The 15,262-nt window shown below is 60.0% G+C and carries 14 protein-coding genes and 1 pseudogene; 9 read left to right on the top strand and 6 right to left on the bottom strand.

The features are described 5' to 3' along the window. Nucleotides 1-201: 201 nt before the first annotated feature. Both AB8B33_RS08320 and AB8B33_RS08315 read left to right on the top strand, forming a co-directional pair. Nucleotides 202-3,039: a M16 family metallopeptidase gene (locus AB8B33_RS08320; protein WP_439014961.1), complete on the top strand. Its 2,838-nt coding sequence runs from the start codon at nt 202-204 to the stop codon at nt 3,037-3,039. 194 nt (nt 3,040-3,233) lie between these two features. Next, nucleotides 3,234-3,461: a hypothetical protein gene (locus AB8B33_RS08315; RefSeq protein WP_113319935.1), complete on the top strand. Its 228-nt coding sequence runs from the start codon at nt 3,234-3,236 to the stop codon at nt 3,459-3,461. Here AB8B33_RS08315 and AB8B33_RS08310 read toward each other — a convergent pair. Next, on the bottom strand, nt 3,425-3,907 hold the full coding sequence (locus AB8B33_RS08310) for a phage regulatory CII family protein (RefSeq protein WP_439014960.1): 483 nt from the start codon (nt 3,905-3,907) through the stop codon (nt 3,425-3,427). The genes AB8B33_RS08315 and AB8B33_RS08310 overlap by 37 nt on opposite strands. 333 nt (nt 3,908-4,240) lie before the next feature. Between AB8B33_RS08310 and fdhA the strand changes: the two genes are divergently transcribed. Further along, a complete protein-coding gene (fdhA, locus tag AB8B33_RS08305; protein WP_439014959.1) occupies nt 4,241-5,431 on the top strand; it encodes a formaldehyde dehydrogenase, glutathione-independent in 1,191 nt (396 codons plus the stop codon). 254 nt (nt 5,432-5,685) lie between these two features. Here the strand turns inward: fdhA and AB8B33_RS08300 are convergent, their stop codons facing one another. After that, nucleotides 5,686-5,907: a hypothetical protein gene (locus tag AB8B33_RS08300; protein ID WP_439014958.1), complete on the bottom strand. Its 222-nt coding sequence runs from the start codon at nt 5,905-5,907 to the stop codon at nt 5,686-5,688. 185 nt (nt 5,908-6,092) lie between these two features. On the opposite strand from AB8B33_RS08300, the gene AB8B33_RS08295 reads away from it, so the two are divergent. The 6 genes and pseudogenes from AB8B33_RS08295 to AB8B33_RS08270 all read left to right on the top strand — a co-directional run bounded on the left by AB8B33_RS08295 (nt 6,093) and on the right by AB8B33_RS08270 (nt 11,785). Beyond that, a complete protein-coding gene (locus AB8B33_RS08295) occupies nt 6,093-8,441 on the top strand; it encodes a calcium-binding protein (RefSeq protein ID WP_439014957.1) in 2,349 nt (782 codons plus the stop codon). A gap of 125 nt (nt 8,442-8,566) precedes the next feature. Then, a pseudogene (locus tag AB8B33_RS08290) lies at nt 8,567-8,874 on the top strand (hypothetical protein). A gap of 63 nt (nt 8,875-8,937) precedes the next feature. Next, nucleotides 8,938-9,444 (top strand): winged helix-turn-helix transcriptional regulator, encoded by a 507-nt coding sequence (locus AB8B33_RS08285; protein WP_439014955.1) that lies wholly within the window; start codon nt 8,938-8,940, stop codon nt 9,442-9,444. Between the two features lie 114 nt (nt 9,445-9,558). Next, nucleotides 9,559-10,824: a beta-ketoacyl-ACP synthase II gene (gene fabF, locus AB8B33_RS08280; protein ID WP_439014953.1), complete on the top strand. Its 1,266-nt coding sequence runs from the start codon at nt 9,559-9,561 to the stop codon at nt 10,822-10,824. Between the two features lie 62 nt (nt 10,825-10,886). Continuing rightward, nucleotides 10,887-11,312 (top strand): DUF4864 domain-containing protein, encoded by a 426-nt coding sequence (locus AB8B33_RS08275; RefSeq protein WP_113319928.1) that lies wholly within the window; start codon nt 10,887-10,889, stop codon nt 11,310-11,312. Between the two features lie 143 nt (nt 11,313-11,455). Then, the gene (locus tag AB8B33_RS08270) at nt 11,456-11,785 is read left to right on the top strand and encodes a hypothetical protein (protein WP_439014952.1); all 330 of its coding nucleotides are present in this window, start codon (nt 11,456-11,458) and stop codon (nt 11,783-11,785) included. A gap of 72 nt (nt 11,786-11,857) precedes the next feature. On the opposite strand, the gene tgt is transcribed toward AB8B33_RS08270, so the two are convergent. The 4 genes from tgt to AB8B33_RS08250 all read right to left on the bottom strand — a co-directional run bounded on the left by tgt (nt 11,858) and on the right by AB8B33_RS08250 (nt 15,253). Beyond that, nucleotides 11,858-12,991 (bottom strand): tRNA guanosine(34) transglycosylase Tgt, encoded by a 1,134-nt coding sequence (gene tgt, locus AB8B33_RS08265; protein ID WP_439014951.1) that lies wholly within the window; start codon nt 12,989-12,991, stop codon nt 11,858-11,860. Next, nucleotides 12,988-14,073 carry a tRNA preQ1(34) S-adenosylmethionine ribosyltransferase-isomerase QueA gene (queA, locus tag AB8B33_RS08260; RefSeq protein WP_439014950.1) on the bottom strand — a complete coding sequence of 362 codons (1,086 nt, stop codon included), beginning with the start codon at nt 14,071-14,073 and terminating at the stop codon, nt 12,988-12,990. The genes tgt and queA overlap by 4 nt, the downstream gene beginning before the upstream one ends. Nucleotides 14,074-14,145: 72 nt before the next feature. Then, on the bottom strand, nt 14,146-14,655 hold the full coding sequence (locus tag AB8B33_RS08255) for a peptidylprolyl isomerase (protein ID WP_439014949.1): 510 nt from the start codon (nt 14,653-14,655) through the stop codon (nt 14,146-14,148). A gap of 25 nt (nt 14,656-14,680) precedes the next feature. Further along, nucleotides 14,681-15,253: a peptidylprolyl isomerase gene (locus AB8B33_RS08250; RefSeq protein ID WP_113183026.1), complete on the bottom strand. Its 573-nt coding sequence runs from the start codon at nt 15,251-15,253 to the stop codon at nt 14,681-14,683. Nucleotides 15,254-15,262: the final 9 nt, after the last annotated feature.

The raw sequence follows: 15,262 nt of genomic DNA, 5'->3' as shown, positions 1-15,262 counted from the left end.
CAATGGCTTCCTGTCGAATGTTTTGGCGTGTCTCTATGCTATCAGCCATTGTCCCTCGCCGACGACGCGCATGGCGATGATTGTAGCGACGCATCCATCCCGTAAATAGACGTTGATGTGAGATGCAACCTGTCTGATAGTTCGCGCAACGTCACATACTCTCTTCATGCTCACCATCAGAACAGAATGCGCATTAAACATATGAGATTCCCTATTTTTCTTCGTTTCCTGGCAGCGTTCACGCTTGCTGCAGCCTGCACGCCAGAGTCGCCGGCCCACGCGGAAAGCCCGGCCGCACCATGGCCACAGACACTCAGCGATCTGCCGGCGGAACCTGGCATCCGCTTCGGCACGCTCGAAAACGGTATGCGGTTTGCGATCATGCGCAACGCCACACCGCCGGGACAGGCCGCGATCCGCTTCCGTATCGGCGCCGGCTCGCTTGATGAGAACGACAATCAGCAAGGGCTCGCGCATTTCCTCGAACATATGGCCTTCAAGGGCTCGACGCATGTTGCCGGTGACGAGATGATTCGCATCCTGCAGCGCAAGGGCCTGGCCTTTGGGCCGGACACCAACGCCAATACCTCCTATGATGAGACCGTCTATGCGCTCGATCTTCCCGAGGTCGATGCGGACACGCTTTCGACCGGCCTGATGCTGATGCGCGAAACGGCGAGCGAGCTGACGCTGGATGCTGGCGCCTTCGACCGCGAGCGCGGCGTCATCCTGTCGGAAGAGCGGCTGCGCGACACGCCGCAATATCGCGCCGCAATCGGCGTCACGAACTCCCTACTCGCTGGCCAGCGCGTGACGAGGCGCTCACCGATCGGCAAGATCGACATCATCAGCCATGCGCCTGTCGATCTGCTGCGTGATTTTTACCGCACCAACTACCGGCCTGATCGAGCCACACTGATCGTAGTGGGCGATGTCGACCCTGCTGCCATGGAAATCGAAATCAGGCAGCGCTTCAGCGACTGGAAGGCGGCCGCCCCGGCCCCGCAAAAACCCGATCTCGGGCCGTTGAAGCCGAAAAGCGAAAGCGCCGAGGTCATCACGGTCCCCGGCGGCACAACGAATGTTCAGATCGCCTGGACGCGTCCCTATGACACTTCCCCTGACACGTTCGCCAAACGCCGGGCAGAACTGATGGAGGACCTCGGACTTCTGGTGCTGAAGCGCCGTCTGGGTGCTATCGCCAGCAAAGGCAACGCGCCCTTCATCAGCGCCGCCGTCGGCTCCCAGGATCTTTTCGACTCCGCCCGTCTCGTTGTCGTCATGGCGAATTGCGAGCCCGATAAATGGCAGGCGGCGGTCACGGCCCTCGACCAGGAACAGCGCCGCTTCCAACAATTCGGGGCCGACCAGGCAGAGGTCGATCGCGAGATCCTCGAATATCGCTCGCTCCTGCAGGCCACTGCGGCAGGCGCCTCGACCCGCACGAGCACCGACGTCGCTTCGATGCTGGCCTCCAGCGTCGATGACAATCAGGTCTTCACCTCGCCAGCGGAAGATCTGTCGATGTTCGAGACCATGACAAAGGGTGTTACGGCTGCCGAGGTCAATCAAGTCCTGCAGCATGTCTTCTCCGGTAACGGCCCGCAACTCGTGCTGCAGACTGCGCAATCACCGCAGGGTGGTGCCGACGATGTCAGACAAGTCTATGACGCGTCTCGGGCGGTATCGGTCACGGCTCCATCGAGTACAGCAGCCGTCGTCTGGCCCTATACCCATTTCGGTGCGCCTGGCGCCATCGTCGAACGCCGCACGGTCGAGGATCTCGGCCTGACAATGGTGCGCTTTGCCAACGGAGTGCGGCTCACCGTCAAGCCAACCAAGCTGCGAGCCAACGAGGTGCTGGTGCGCGAGGATATCGGTCGAGGCCGCCTGGACCTGCCGGATGACCGCCCCTTGGCGATCTGGACATCGCCGGCCGTGGTATTATCAGGCACGAAAGCCATGGATTACCAGGACATGCAGAAAGCGCTGGCGGCCAATATCGCCAGCATCGATTTCTCCGTGGACGACAGCTCCTTCCAGTTCGACGGGCGTACGCGGACGGAGGATCTTGCGACGCAGCTGCAGATGATGACGGCTTACACCTCAGATCCCGCTTATCGGCCCGAAGCCTTCAAGCGCGTCCAGCAAGCCTATTTGAACAACCTCGATCAGTATGAGGCGACGCCGGGTGCCATTATCAACCGCGATTTCGCCGGCCTCGTTCATTCCGGCGACCCGCGCTGGACCTTCCCCGATCGCGCCCAATTGTCAGCCGCGAAGCCGGAAGATTTCGAGGCGCTGTTCGGGGGCCATATTTCCACGGGGCCGATCGATATCACCATCGTCGGCGATATAACGGCGGACGATGCCATCCGCCTGACGGGCGAAACCTTTGGTGCTCTGCCGGCCCGCCCGGACAAGACGTCGAGCGACGACGCAAAGAACGTGCATTTCCCGATGCCCACCGCAACACCCGTCACGCAGACCCACAGCGGCAGGGCCGACAACGCCGCGGCGATTGTCGCCGCCCCTATCGGCGACATGCTCTCGGATATGCAGCGGGGCTTTACCGCAAACGTCGCCGGCCAGATCTTCGAAAACAGGCTGATCGACCAGTTCCGCATTGCCGAAGGCGCGACTTACAGTCCGCAAGGCGATATGGACCTCTCCTGGGAGATTCCCGGTTACGGTTACGCCTATCTCTATGTCGAAACGACGCCGGCCAAGATCAACGATTTCTATGCGCTTGTGGACAGGATCGCCACCGATCTCAGGTCAAACGACGTCTCGCCGGACGAACTGGTTCGCGCTCGTGAACCCATTATCGAGACATTGAAGCACCGGCAGCAGAGCAACGAATATTGGATTCAATATCTGCACCGCGCTCAAACGGACCCTCGCCGTCTGGAACGGATACGCGACAATCTCAGCGGCTACGGCAAAGTCACCGCCGAGGATATCCGTCAATTTGCCACGACCTATTTCCGTCCGGATAAATTCTGGAAATTCGAAGTGCTGCCGGCAGCGGTACGATAGGCACAGAGTACCTCAAAAGCCGGATCCCGACGGTGGCCGCGTGCTTCGGGATCCGCTTCCGATTTTGTTTCATCCACACCGCTTAATGCCTGACAATGCCGAGCGGGATTGTCTCCGTAAAAACGTCGAGATCGTTTTGATGGCGAAGCTGCACTCAGCTGGCTAGATGCCCAAACGAATTCACCGGTCTTCGCATGGCATCCGATCATTCTCATCCCATTCAGGAATATGCGCGTATTGTGCGCGAGAAGAACCTTTTGAAGCTTCGTCTTCTTTCTGTTGACCGGCAGCTTGCCACGGCCAGCGGCGCCTGGAAATCCTATCTGGAGGAGACGCGCCTCTCGGTCATCGAAGCGATGCTTGCGCTTGAGGAAGAGGGCGAAGGCTATCTCTTGCTGATGCGCAAGGACTGCCCGACGTAAGTTCCCTTCAGGCCGAGGCGAAGGGATGCGAGCGCCCTCTCCGCCTCCTCGATCTCCTTGAGCACCAGGCGTTGCTTGCGATGATCCATTCCGCCTCCGGCAAGTGCGGCATCCACCAGTTCGAGCACGTCCGTCGCCTCGACGACCACTCGCGTCGCACCTCTCTGCAGCGACGCGACAGGCTCTGCCTGTTCCACACCGGACGAGCGCTCCGCTGCAACAAAGATACTTCCCTCGAGGAGATAGGATGCGAGGCGCGGATCGGGCACGACTTCCAGCAGATTCTGGATTTCGTCAGCGGAAAAACAGGTTCTGCTGATCAGGCGCGAGTGGAAGGCCGCGTAATTCATCCCTAGAGCAGTGGCGACGACATCCACCGGATAGGCTTTCTCTACAATGAGGATAGTGTAGACGATGTCTGCGAAAGCACGGCCGCGTTGCGTCATGATCGCCCCCAGGCTCTGTTTCTGCAACTATAGCGGAAGTCGCGTCAAAAGGGAGCGGCTGTTTTGATATCGCATCGGTCAGGGCGATGCTAACGCGGCGCCTCGGTAGGAGACACCCCACCTGCCGGGGGAAGGCCACCTGCCTTCGAGTCCATCAAGGCGGGTGGCCGGACCGCACCTATAGCAGCGACGCTTTGGTCCCGTTTGCTGGTTTCCGCCCGCAAGGCGTCGCTTTCGGAACGGCGCTGGGATCTTTCTGGTCTACTCTGTAACAGGCAACCGCTGCGGGAGGAGCTGCTGGCGCGTTGCCTTGATTCAACGGAGGAGACGGAAATGAGCAAGAACCGTGGCGTCGTCTATTTGCGGCCCGGAAAAGTGGAAGTCCGCGACATCGACGATCCGAAACTCGAGGCGCCGGATGGCCGCCGTATCGAACATGGCGTCATCCTGAAAGTCATCTCCACCAATATCTGCGGTTCGGACCAGCATATGGTCCGCGGTCGCACCACAGCGATGCCGGGCCTCGTGCTCGGACATGAGATCACTGGCGAGATCATCGAAAAAGGCATCGATGTGGAAATGCTCGAGGTCGGGGACATCGTCTCCGTACCTTTCAACGTGGCCTGCGGGCGCTGCCGCTGCTGCAAATCACAGGATACCGGCGTTTGCCTGACGGTTAATCCGTCGCGGGCGGGCGGCGCCTATGGCTATGTCGACATGGGCGGCTGGATCGGCGGCCAGGCTCGCTATGTCACGATCCCTTATGCCGATTTCAACCTCTTGAAATTCCCCGACCGTGACAAGGCGATGGCCAAGATCCGCGATCTCACCATGCTCTCCGATATCCTGCCTACCGGGTTTCATGGCGCGGTCAGAGCGGGCGTCGGCGTCGGTTCGACCGTCTATGTCGCAGGTGCCGGCCCTGTCGGCCTTGCAGCGGCGGCATCCGCCCGTATCCTCGGTGCGGCCGTCGTCATGATCGGCGACTTCAACAAGGACCGCCTCGCCCATGCCAGCCGCGTCGGCTTCGAGGCGATCGATCTCTCGAAGAGCGACCGGCTGGGAGACATGATTGCCCAGGTGGTCGGCACCAATGAAGTGGACAGCGCCATTGATGCAGTCGGCTTCGAAGCGCGTGGACATTCCGGCGGCGAACAGCCGGCGATCGTGCTGAACCAGATGATGGAGATCACCCGCGCCGCCGGCTCCATCGGCATTCCCGGCCTCTATGTCACGGAAGATCCGGGCGCCGTGGACAATGCGGCCAAGCAGGGAAGCCTCTCTCTGCGCTTCGGTCTCGGCTGGGCGAAGGCGCAGTCGTTCCATACCGGCCAGACGCCGGTACTCAAATATAACCGCCAGCTGATGCAGGCGATCCTGCATGACCGCCTGCCGATTGCCGACATCGTCAATGCGAAGGTGATTTCACTTGAAGACGCCGCCCAAGGCTACGAAAGCTTTGACCAGGGTGCAGCGACAAAGTTCGTTCTCGATCCGCATGGTGCAATTGCCAAGGCGGCGTGATCGATCGTTACGACGTGCCGGGGCTGAATTGTCCCGGCACTCCTTTATGGAAACGCGATCGGCCGCCCCCTGCGCTTTCGCCAGCCGATTACCGCTTGCGCAACGTTTGGCTGATCTGATCCACAGCGACTCCGTCATGTAGAAGATGGCGGAGTGATCCGCGACCTTTGAAGACCTCCGCCGGCATGCCAGGATAAAGTGCGATCGGTGAGCTTTTCCAAGCTTGCTGGTTCCGGCCTGACGCGCACGGGATATTAATCAACGCCGCTACACTGTTCGGTCACCTCATCGGGCGACATCGATACGACACCGCCCTTCCTTTCCGGCGTCGATCTCTGATCGAAGGCGCAGAAACGGATATCGACTTTCTGGCCAAGCGTTAGCCGGTCGATATCGCGCGCGTGGCGATCGTCGTCTCGGCGACGACGCCCTCTCGCTTCGGCAGCGAGATCCTCTCCTGACACGCTGAATAGCAAGATGCCCAGGTCCGCATAATATCGGACCCCCGCAAAGCATCAGTTCGCAATCATATTGCGAGCAATACAATATAGTTAACGCGATCATAACTTTGGCGGATTCTACTGTGAATCAGGCCCTACTTTTGAGCGAATCACCATGAAATAGAAGTAATGTTTTACTACTTCCAGGCGAGGAGGATGAAATGGCCCAAGCTACTAGAATTACAGATGTTATCGATTCATTCGGAATTGATACACATATCGACTATACCGATGGGAAATATTCCAACATCGCGGAAGTTGTTAAAGCCCTGGGCTATCTTGGCCTCGACACAGTTCGCGATCACGCGCCCACCCCTGCCTCCGACCCTTACGGTCAGGGCCACCTTGGGGACGCGGCAGATGCCGGTGTCAAATTCGTTTTCGTCTCCGGGCGGGATGATACCCCCGCTACTGTGGTCCAGCGACTGCATGCCTTCGTGGAAGCGCATCCCGGTTCGATCGTCGGTATCGAAGGCCCGAACGAGGTCAACAACTGGCCGGTCGCCTATAAGGGGCTGTCGGGAGAGGCGGCTGCGCTTGCCTACCAAAAGGATCTGTTCAACGCGGTGAATGCCGATCCACTGTTGAAGGACATTCCGGTTCTCGGCTTTACCGGTTACACGGTTGCCTCTTCCAACGATTACACGACGATCCACACCTATGCGAAAGAGGGCGACCAGCCCTTCTCCTGGCTCTCGCGCGAATCCGGCGACCAGATGCAGGCCGATCCCGGCAAGCCGCTCACCATCACCGAGATCGGCTATCACACGTCGCTGACTGCCGATACCAACGGCGGATGGGAAGGCGTCGACGAGACGACGCAGGCAAAACTGCTTCTCAACACGCTGATGGACGGCGCCTTTCTCGGATCGGAGGGGACCTTCATCTACCAGCTTCTCGATGCCTATTCCGATCCGGGAGGCGCCGATCAGGAAAAGCATTTCGGGCTCTTTCGCCTGGATTATACTCCCAAGCCGGCAGCAATGGCGATCCATAACCTGACGGAAATTCTCGAGGATGACGGCGCGGCGCAGGCGACTTTCAATCCGGGAGCGCTCAATTACACCATCAACGGGCTCCCCTCCACCGCGCGCAGCTATCTGACGGAGAAATCCGACGGAAGCTACCAGATCATCATCTGGAATGAGCCTGATATCTGGAACCAGACGACCGACAAGGCAATCCAGGCAGCGGCGACCAGCGTCACCGTCAATCTGGGCGGAGCTTTCGGGACGGTGCAGGTCTACGATCCGCTGACAGGCGATACACCGGTCAAGAGCTTCAGCGACATATCCTCCCTCAATGTGGATGTCGTCGACCATCCCATCATTATCAACATAGCAGCAAGTGCCGGCGCAGCGCCGGCGCCTGGCCATATCTATGGCGGCACCGGAGACGACACCTTTACGGTCACCTCCCCGACCGACATCGTCGATGAAAGCCGCGGCGGTGGAACCGATACCGTCCTATCGTCGATCAGCTTCAGCCTGGCGGATACCGCCCATGCGATCGGCGCCATCGAGAACCTGACACTGACCGGCAACGCCAACATCAACGCGACTGGCAATGAACTCGCCAACGTTCTCGTGGGCAATTACGGAGCCAACGTGCTGGATGGCGGTGCGGGTGCAGACAGCATGAAGGGCGGAGGTGGCGACGACACTTATATCGTCGATAACACCAATGATGTCGTGATCGAAGCTGGCGGCTCCGGCAGGGATACCGTCAAGTCCTATGTCTCGCTCAGTCTGATGGACAAGGACCATGTGACGGGAACTGTCGAGAACCTGACCCTGTTGGGTGCCGGTAACATCAATGCGACCGGCAACGTCATGAACAACGTTCTCACGGGCAATTCCGGCAACAACAACTTCGATGGCGGCAGAGGCGAAGACCGAATGATAGGCGGCCTCGGCAACGACACGTACAAAGTGGATTCGGCAGGCGACATCGTCGACGAAACAGGCGGCGGTGGCAACGACACCGTCAATGCGTCCATATCCTTCTCTCTGGAGAATGTTCTCGGAACAGTCGAGAATCTGACGCTTACAGGCTCGTCAGCGATCAACGCCACGGGTAACGGCGAAAACAACGTGCTGACCGGAAACAGCGCAGGCAACATGCTGTCGGGCGGCGCAGGAAACGACCAGCTCATCGGCGGCAACGGCAACGATATCCTGAACGGCGGAGCTGGAGCCGACCATTTCATCTTCGACTTCAAACCCAGCGCTTACAACAACATCGACAGGATCGAGGACTTTTCGGAAGGTGCCGGTGACAAGATCGTGCTCGACCACGAGGTTTTCACAGCCATCGATCCAGCGAATTTTTCCGCCGCAAATTTCGTGCTGGGCACAAAGGCTTTGGATTCGAACGACCGCCTGATCTACGACCAGACGACCGGAAAGCTTTTCTACGATGCGGACGGTAGCGGGCGCGGTGCGGCCGTGCAGATCGCGACGCTTTCCAATCTGGCGACGCTTCATCACGACGATTTCCTGTTCCTCTGAGATCGGAACCTCGTGTCTTCATGCGGCGGTCCCATGGGGGGCTCCTTTCCGGAGCCCCTTTTTCTTGTCCTTTGCCGGCCCTGCACAACATTGTCCGCAGAGCCATCAGCCGAGCGGAGAGACCATTGCCCTGGACCGCCTATATCATTCACTTTATCGCCGCTGCATTCCTGACCAATGGCGTGCCTCATTTCGTCAATGACGCCAGCGGCCGGCCTTTCCGCACACCTTTCGTCCGCCTGCAAGGGGCGAAGCTCAGCTCGCCAGTCACCAATGTCATCTGGGGCTGGTTCAATTTTCTCGTCGCCCTCCTGCTCTTTGCCAATATCGGGCCGCTTTATATCGGCACGCGGGCGATACGACTTTTGTCGCAGCGGGCGTTCTTGTAACCGGCATTTTTCTGGCGCGGATCTTCGGGCGAGACAACGCCTGACAAGTTACTTGCGCATCGCAAGTCGCTTGCATCATGCAAGTGACTTCTATAGTGACTTGCATCATGCAACGAACAAGCTTCGCCAATTTCAAATGCCCGGCCGCCCGCGCGCTCGACAGCGTCGGTGACTGGTGGAGCATGATGATCCTTCGCGACGCCTTTCACGGGCTGACGCGGTTCGACGAATTTCAAAAGAGCCTCGGCGTCGCGCCGAACATCCTGACGCGGCGACTCGCGCATCTGATCGATGAAGGACTGTTCGAGAAGCGCCTCTACAATGAGCGCCCTGCCCGCTACGAATATGTGCTGACCGCCAAGGGACGTGATTTCTTCCCCGTTCTGATGGCCCTGTTTTCCTGGGGACGACGGCACGCTCCGCAAGAAGATCTTGCCTTCCTGCTGGGTAATGCCGCTTCCGGCGAGGAGCGCCGGCCTGTGCTGGTGGACGCAGCCAATGGTGAAGAACTGAAACCCGAAAACACCTGCCTGCTGCCGGGACCGGCCGCTGATGAAGGCGACCGCGAACGGATCGCCCGCATGCGCGCTTATTACCTCGGCATCGACGCCTAGAGCATTTCCATTTTCTGCGAGGCACGGGAATGCTCTATCTCTTTGTTTTTACGCAATTCCGAACGCAAAACCGCCGCGCACTTTTGCCGGAATTGCTTTAGAAAGGACAAATCCATGGAACGCATTGTTGTCACCGGCATGGGACTTACTTCGCCACTTGGTGTCGGCGTCGAGACGGCATGGAATCGGCTCGTTGCGGGCAGTTCCGGCCTGCGCGTGCTGCCAGAGAATGTGGTCGGCGATCTCGCCGCCAAGGTCGGCGGGGTCGTTCCCTCCATCGAGGAGGACGCCGAAGCGGGTTTCGATCCCGATCGCGCCGTTCCGCCCAAGGACCAGAAGAAGATGGACCGCTTCATCCAGTTCGCGATGGCGGCAACAGACGAAGCTGTGCGCCAGGCCGGCTGGATGCCCGAGGGCGTCGATGCGCGCGAGCGAACGGCGACGATCATCGCCTCCGGCGTCGGCGGCTTTCCGGCGATTGCCGATGCGGTACGCACGGCTGAGACGCGTGGTGTGCGGCGGCTCTCGCCCTTCACCGTGCCTTCCTTCCTCGTCAATCTGGCGGCCGGTCAGGTCAGCATCCGCTACGGCTTCAAGGGGCCGCTCGGGGCACCGGTGACGGCTTGCGCAGCAAGCGTTCAGGCAATCGGCGATGCGGCGCGGCTGATCCGGTCCGGCGAAGCGGATGTCGCTATTTGCGGCGGCTCGGAAGCCTGCATCGACAAGGTGAGCCTTGGCGGCTTTGCCGCAGCCCGTGCGCTCTCGAGCGGTTTCAACGACAGGCCCGAACTTGCCTCGCGTCCTTTCGATACGGCCCGCGACGGCTTCGTGATGGGCGAAGGGGCCGGCATTCTCGTCATAGAAACGCTTGAGCATGCGCTGGCGCGCGGCGCGACGCCGCTTGCCGAACTCGTCGGCTACGGCACGGCCGCTGACGCCTATCACATGACGGCAGGGCCGGAAGATGGCGACGGCGCCCGCCGGGCGATGGAGGCAGCCTTACGACAGGCCAGGATCCCGGCTTCCGAGGTCAAGCATCTCAACGCCCATGCGACCTCGACACCGGTCGGTGACAAGGGCGAGATCGCTGCAATCGGTACGGTTTTCGGCCGCAACGGCGGCATTGCCGTCAGCGCCACCAAATCGGCGACAGGTCATCTTCTGGGTGCAGCCGGCGGGCTTGAAGCCATCTTCACGATCCTTGCGCTGCGCGATCAGATCGCCCCGCCGACGCGCAATCTGGAAAAGGCCGATCCGGCAGCCGAAGGCATCGATCTCGTAAGCAAGGTGGCGCGCAAGGTGGCGATGGAATATGCGATCACCAACGGCTTCGGCTTCGGCGGCGTCAACGCCAGCGCCCTCTTCCGCCGCTGGTCCTGACCGGCTCTTTCCTTACGCGCAAAATAGCCTACACTTCCGCTGACCTAGCCGGAGATGATCCCATGCGCGCTTTCTTCGCAGTGCTGGTTCTGTGTGCCGTATCCGTAATGTCAGGCACGGCCCGCGCCGAAGATCCCGTGCAGACAACACAGACAATGATCGAGGAGCAGATCAGGGCATTCCTCAAGGATGATGCGGATACCGCCTATTCCTTCGCCGCGCCCGGCATCAAGGCCATGTATCCCGACAAGAATGTCTTCTTCGCCATGGTGAAGAAGAGCTACGAGCCGGTCTATCATCCCGGCAACTATGCCTTCGGGCGCAGCAGATCGATCGACGACGGCGCAATGATCTATCAGGAAGTGCTGATTTCCGGCCGGGACGGCAAGGATTGGACGGCGATCTATCAGGTCGCTCGTCAGCCTGACGGTAGCTTCAAGATCAACGGCGTGCAGATCGTGCCGAATGCCGACAGCAAGGGCATTTAGTGGATTAAGCATCCCTGCATATTAAAGTTGTGTGAGGTTTCCCCGAAGAGTAGAGAGCCTATATCATTCTGTCTGGGGATTGAAACTTAATGCCTACTTCTTTCAAGTATTTGGTCGCTGTCGCGGCGATCGGTTTCGCAGCCATGCCGGGCATTGCTCAGGCGGAATCCTTTTCCAAGCTGACACAGCAAAATTATGCCATCGGCAAACTCACCAAGGGGAAGGCCGGTGGTTATGGCTGGGTCGTCTCGAACGGCAATGCACGTTTCTTCTGCCGACTGAATGCCAGCCTGGCGTATGTCAACCAGAAAGAGATGATGAGCATCCTTTCAAGCGGAAGGACCATCAAGCTGGACCGCGCCACGTTTGAGGCATCGATCGGTGGTCCTGATCCGTCTATACCGCAATGGAGCGATCTCCAGGCCGGCCGTGTCAAGCCAGCTGAGGTCGGGAGCTGTACACCTGTTCGCTGATTGATAAGAGCACAGGCGCGTCGTCTCGTTACCAGACGAGAGCCGCAGCAAGGCGGCCCTCGCCGGGATATATCAAACGGGCTCGAGATCGCCCCTCGCCCATTCCTCGATCGTTTCCGCCATGAAATCGGCGAAACGGCCTTCGGCAATCGCCTTGCGTATGCCCTGCATCAGTTCCTGATAGTAGTTCAGATTGTGCCAGGAAAGCAGCATGCCGCCGAGCGCCTCGTTGGCGCGCACGAGATGGTGGAGATAGGCGCGCGAATAATCCCGTGTGGCCGGGCAGCTCGACTGTTCGTCGAGCGGGCGCATGTCTTCCGCGTGTCGGGCGTTGCGAATATTGACCTTGCCGCGGCGGGTAAAGGCCAAACCGTGACGGCCCGAGCGGGTCGGCATCACGCAGTCGAACATGTCGATACCGCGGGCAACGGATTTCAGGATGTCATCAGGCGTGCCGACGCCCATCAGATAGCGCGGCTTTTCGCCTGGCAGGACCGGAAGCGTCTCCTCGAGCATCTTCAGCATCACGTCCTGCGGCTCGCCGACCGCAAGACCGCCGACGGCGTAGCCCTTGAGGTCGAGTTTGGCGAGTTCCTCGGCTGAGCGGACACGCAGGGCCGGCACGTCGCCACCCTGGACGATACCGAACATGGCCTTGCCCGGCTGGTTGCCGAAGGCAACCTTGCAGCGCTCGGCCCAGCGCAGCGACAGCTCCATGGCACGCTCGATTTCCTTGGGCTCGGCCGGCAGCGCCACGCATTCATCGAGCTGCATCTGGATATCGGAGCCGAGCAGCCCCTGGATTTCGATGGAGCGCTCCGGCGACATATGATGCAGGCTGCCGTCGACATGTGACTTGAAGGTGACGCCTTGCTCATCGAGCTTGCGCAGGCCGGAAAGCGACATGACCTGGAAGCCGCCGGAATCCGTCAGGATCGGGTGCTCCCAGCGGATGAGCTTGTGCAGACCGCCGAGGCGGGCGACGCGTTCGGCCGTCGGGCGCAGCATCAGGTGATAGGTATTGCCGAGGATGATATCGGCACCCGTCTCGCGCACCTGGTCGAGATACATGGCCTTGACCGTGCCGACCGTGCCGACCGGCATGAAGGCCGGCGTGCGGATGACGCCGCGCGGCATGGAAACTTCACCGAGGCGCGCGCCGCCATCGGTCTTCTTGAGGGTGAACTGGAAGTTCTCAGTCGTCATCGGTCTTTCCGGAAAAGAAGGCTCGCGTCGCCGTAAGAATAGAAGCGATAGCCTGTCGAAATGGCATGTCTATAGGCCGCTTGCATGGTCTCGAAACCGGCAAAGGCCGAGACCAGCATGAAGAGCGTCGAGCGCGGCAGGTGGAAGTTCGTCATCAGGATATCGACCGCCTTGAAGCGGTAGCCAGGCGTAATGAAGATGCCTGTCGCACCGGCCCAGGGCTTGATCTCACCGCTCTCGGCTGCAGCGCTCTCGATCAGCCGCAACGAGGTCGTGCCGACGCAGATGATGCGCCCGCCCCTTTGCCGCACGGCATTCAGCCTCGCAGCGATCTCAGCGCTGACATAGCCGCTTTCGAGATGCATCTTGTGATCGTCGGTGTCGTCGGCCTTGACCGGCAGGAAGGTACCGGCACCAACGTGAAGCGTTACAAAATGCCGTTCGATGCCGGCTTTGTCGAGCGCCTCGAACAGATCAGGTGTGAAATGCAGGCCGGCGGTCGGGGCGGCGACGGCGCCCTCCTCCCGCGCATAGATGGTCTGGTAATCGGCGCGGTCACGTTCGTCTTCCGGACGCTTGGCGGCGATATAGGGCGGCAGCGGAATATGGCCGACGCTGGCAATCGCTTCGTCCAGTGCAGGGCCGGAGAGATCGAATGCGAGTGTCACCTCACCCGCTTCGCCCTTTTCCTCGACCGTCGCATCGAGCGAGCCGATCATGCAGCTTTCGCCGCCATGGCCGAAGGCGATACGGTCACCTTCCTTGATACGTTTGCCGGGCTTGGCGAAGGCTTTCCACTTGTTGGCGCCGATGCGCATGTGGAGCGTCGCCGACACCTGCTGGCCGCCAGCGCCCTCGCGATAGCGGATGCCTTCGAGCTGGGCCGGAATGACCTTTGTATCGTTAAAGACCAGCGCGTCGCCTGCCCGCAGGAAGGACGGCAAATCTGAGACGTGGTGATCGGAAAGAACCGTCTGCGCATTCGGATCGACGACAAGCAGCCGCGCGCTATCGCGCGGCTCGGCGGGCCGCAGCGCTATGCGTTCATCCGGCAGGTCGAAATCGAAGAGGTCTACGCGCATCAAGGTACTTCCAGGCAAAGCGAAACCCGCCCCGCGCTCTCGCGCAAGGGCGGGTTCCTGCAGAAATCACAATCAGACGTCGGCGGCAACCCGCACGGAGACGATCGAATCCGGATCGGAGACGGGCTCGCCCTTCTTGATCTTGTCGATATTGTCCATGCCTTCGATGACCTGACCCCAGACGGAATACTGCTTGTTCAGCCACGGAGCATCGGTGAAGCAGATGAAGAACTGAGAGTTGGCCGAGTTCGGGCTCTGCGAACGAGCCATCGAGCAGGTGCCGCGAACATGCGGCGTTGCAGAGAATTCAGCCTTGAGATCGTCCTTCGAGGAACCGCCCATGCCGGCGCGACCCGGGTTGAAGTTCTCTCCGCCCTTCTTGCCGAATTGCACGTCACCGGTCTGCGCCATGAAATCGGCGATGACGCGGTGGAAAACGACACCGTCATAGGCCTTCTCGCGGGCGAGTTCCTTGATGCGCTTTACATGCTCGGGCGCGACCTGCGGCAGAAGCTGGATGACAACCTTGCCCTTGGTGGTTTCCAGAATGATAGTGTTTTCCGGATCCTTGATCTCGGCCATTGTCGTTCTCCTTCTTGTCTTGAACTTACTTCTTGCCCAGCGTGACCTTGATCATGCGGTCGGGATTGCTGACTTCGCCGTTCTGGCCTTCGCCCTTCTTGATCTTGTCGACGTTTTCCATGCCCGAGACAACCTTGCCGACGACCGTGTACTGGCCGTTCAAGAAGGAGCCGTCCGCGAACATGATGAAGAACTGCGAGTTGGCGGAATTCGGATCCTGGGCGCGCGCCATGCCGACCGTGCCACGGACAAAGGGCGTCTTGGAGAATTCAGCCGGAAGGTCAGGCAGGTCGGAGCCGCCGGTGCCGGCCTGGCTCGCATCGAAGTTCTTTTCCATGTTGCCATACTTCACGTCGCCGGTCTGGGCCATGAAGCCCGGGATGACGCGGTGGAAGGCGACATTGTCATATTCGCCCTTCTTCACCAGCGCCTCGATCTGCGCCACATGCTTCGGCGCGACGTCAGGCAGAAGCTGGATCACGACCGGGCCGCTCTTCAACTGAATGGTGACATAGTGATCGGCAGCCTGCGCAAAAGCGTCGCCCGCGAAGGAAGCGAGATAGAGCACGCCGGCAAATGCAAGATAAAAGAGTTTCATGTTGGCTCC

Source organism: Rhizobium sp. 768_B6_N1_8 (assembly GCF_051811225.1).
Taxonomy (GTDB): domain Bacteria; phylum Pseudomonadota; class Alphaproteobacteria; order Rhizobiales; family Rhizobiaceae; genus Rhizobium.
This window is presented reverse-complemented; position numbering and strand designations above follow the sequence as displayed.